General features: G+C 38.0%; 4 protein-coding genes and 1 rRNA gene. 2 read left to right on the top strand and 3 right to left on the bottom strand.

All coding sequences use genetic code 11. The features are described from left to right. Nucleotides 1–142, top strand: a 23S ribosomal RNA gene (locus ACKPEB_RS12735); the annotation flags it as partial. A 116-nt stretch (nucleotides 143–258) separates the two neighbouring features. On the opposite strand, the gene ACKPEB_RS12730 is transcribed toward ACKPEB_RS12735, so the two are convergent. The 3 genes from ACKPEB_RS12730 to ACKPEB_RS12720 form a co-directional block, all read right to left on the bottom strand. Continuing rightward, nucleotides 259–1494 (bottom strand): GTPase, encoded by a 1236-nt coding sequence (locus ACKPEB_RS12730; RefSeq protein WP_408965303.1) that lies wholly within the window; start codon nucleotides 1492–1494, stop codon nucleotides 259–261. A 94-nt stretch (nucleotides 1495–1588) separates the two neighbouring features. Next, nucleotides 1589–1858 carry a type II toxin-antitoxin system RelE family toxin gene (locus ACKPEB_RS12725; protein WP_408965302.1) on the bottom strand — a complete coding sequence of 90 codons (270 nt, stop codon included), beginning with the start codon at nucleotides 1856–1858 and terminating at the stop codon, nucleotides 1589–1591. Further along, nucleotides 1851–2141, bottom strand: a complete 291-nt coding sequence (locus ACKPEB_RS12720; protein ID WP_408965301.1) for a type II toxin-antitoxin system Phd/YefM family antitoxin — start codon at nucleotides 2139–2141, stop codon at nucleotides 1851–1853. Before ACKPEB_RS12720 ends, ACKPEB_RS12725 begins: the two co-directional genes overlap by 8 nt. 100 nt (nucleotides 2142–2241) lie before the next feature. On the opposite strand from ACKPEB_RS12720, the gene ACKPEB_RS12715 reads away from it, so the two are divergent. Next, nucleotides 2242–2553: FAD-dependent oxidoreductase (locus ACKPEB_RS12715; protein WP_408965300.1), on the top strand; the 312-nt coding region annotated here is incomplete at its 3' end.

Raw genomic sequence — 2553 nt, 5'->3', positions numbered from 1 at the left:
AGTGGGAAGCCCACCTCAAGATGATTGCTCTCTCTGGGTTAACCAGGTAAGGTCACGGGCAGAACACCCGTTTATAGGTGTTAGGTCGAAGTCCAGCGATGGATGCAGCCGAGACACACTAACAGACCGAGGGCTTGACCTCTACTCTTGTCTTCTGATTCTCTATGCAGTCTTCAATGTTTTGTGATATTTTAAAGTTAATAATAACAACTGCCTTAATGTGCATTAGGGCAGTTGTTATTTTAGGATAAATCTTTTTTATTTTTCAGGAGTCTCTTGATCAATAAAAATTTTAATTGCTAGCTCTCCTACCGCCTTAGTTGCCACAGTATTATTTGCTACGGAAATTACACTACCAACGCCAGGTATAAGTTTAGCAAATTCTCCACTCAGTGTACTTAATACCCAATTAGCACCTAAACCTGTGCCTGCTGTTGCTATAAAGTTTGCTGCTGTTTCTTCTGAAAAATCAAGTCCACTTAAGTATCCAATAGACATTACCATAATTGTTTGAATAGCTCCAATAATTGGGAATGAAACTCCCGGAATCGGATTCGCACTAATCACTCCAGACAAAGCAGAACAAATATCAACTACACTAATAGCTTGCTTACGTTGAAAGTCTTTGATTTTTGATGTTCTTGCAATCGAGGGGGTTGTTTCTATGGGAAGATATTTAAGCATCTCTTTAACTAAGGTTTCAATATTCCATCTTCCATCGAACTCTGGATCTATTTCCGCACCTTCTCCTTCATAATACTCCGCATAAGTAACAGTAGGAACAACATCATTTTTAATATCAATAGATCTCTCAAAATGAGCTTTGCAATTTTTGTACAAAACTAGATGATTCCATAAAGATTTCGCGGAGGGTTCCGTCAGTTTAAGTTTAGCTGGATCATCCAGTTTCTCCCACTTGGAGCCGTAGACTAACTGATCACAATGGGTCAACACACCAATTAAACAAATTTTGCGAGAATATTTTTTATAAATTACTTGATATACTTCATCAAGAGCTTCTAAATCTTCTTTAACTCCTACATTAACATCACTGGCTTTACAAAGAAAGATAATTAAATCAGGAGGATATTGATTCACAGCATTCAAAATACTTTTAAGTGGAGTTCCTGCTGAATCTTTCTCAAGAGGATCTTTATTTTCTTGAAGACCTCTTGTGTCTAAAATATGAATAATTTCACGACCATCATACTGATTATAGTATTTTTTCCATTGAGCCTGTCCAGTTTGAGGCTGAATCATACTTACCTCAGCTACTTTTCTTCCACAAATAGCATTAATTAGAGATGATTTACCGGACTTACAACGACCCACAACCATGATACGAGGAGGACGCATTTCTAGGATCAAATGAAGAAGTTCATCTAAATATTTGTCCATTTCCTGTTGATAAGGAACCCAATCAGGAATAGAGGACACTAACTTTTTTAGTGCTGCAACCGAGGGCTCAATCGGATGATTTTTAACTTCAGACATACAATAACCCATTTAATTAATTTTAACTTGACAAATACTTTGGGTGTTAACGACTAAAATCAAAGAAGTATGGACTCTGTAAATTTCCTCAAAGTTATAAGTTTCGGTAAACTTCATCATCATTCCGTTTTCCCACTTTGAAGATGCGAATCTCACCTTCAATAATCCAGTAGAGAATCCGAAACTCACCTTGATCAACCCGATAATTACCAGAATACCCTTGTAACATTTTACAATCTTGGGGGATGGGATTTGCTTGTAAAGAAAAAATTTTCTTCACCACCTGCTTAAATTGCTTTGGGGGTAAATCATACAAGTCTTTCTCCGCCGATTTAGTCAAGCGGATGGCGTAACGTTCAGTCATTGATAATATTTTCTAAAGTTAAATCAGTGCCATGCAAAGCATTGTAACCTTGAATGACATCTTCTAATGTTACTAATTCTTGATAATTTTCTGACTTATTACTACTTTGATCAATATATTTTACAAATTCTAATTCTTGCAATCGTTTTAATTCCTCATAACTGATTAAAACAGCAACCGCTTGACCATTTTGCTCAATCACAACTTTCTCGCCCTGCTGTTCAACACGACTCAAAAGTTCTGAAAAATTCCCTTGAATTTCGGTAACATCAACGTTAGTCATTTTTAACTCCCCTTGAACTTGATGGAAACCTTAGCCTAAGATGATATTAATTTTAACCGCTAAAATTAAAAAATAAGTCTATAAAACCTTAACCTAACCTATGACCCTAACATCCTCAGTAGAATTTTTAGATGAATTTGACATTGTTGTTGTCGGTGCGGGACATTCAGGCTGTGAGGCGGCACTGGCTTCCGCGCGGTTGGGATGTCGTACCTTGCTATTGACTCTTAACCTGGATAAAATCGCTTGGCAACCTTGTAACCCGGCTGTTGGTGGCCCTGCTAAGTCCCAACTCGTCCATGAAGTCGATGCTTTGGGGGGGGAAATTGGCAAAATGGCCGACCGTACCTATTTGCAAAAACGGGTACTGAATATTTCTCGTGGCCCTGCGGTGTGGGCTTTACGGGCTCAA

Origin of the sequence: Planktothrix sp., assembly GCF_046067725.1 — a bacterium.
Taxonomy (GTDB): Bacteria; Cyanobacteriota; Cyanobacteriia; order Cyanobacteriales; family Microcoleaceae; genus Planktothrix.
Note: the sequence above shows the minus strand (reverse complement) of the source record. Positions and strands in the feature narration are given on the sequence as shown.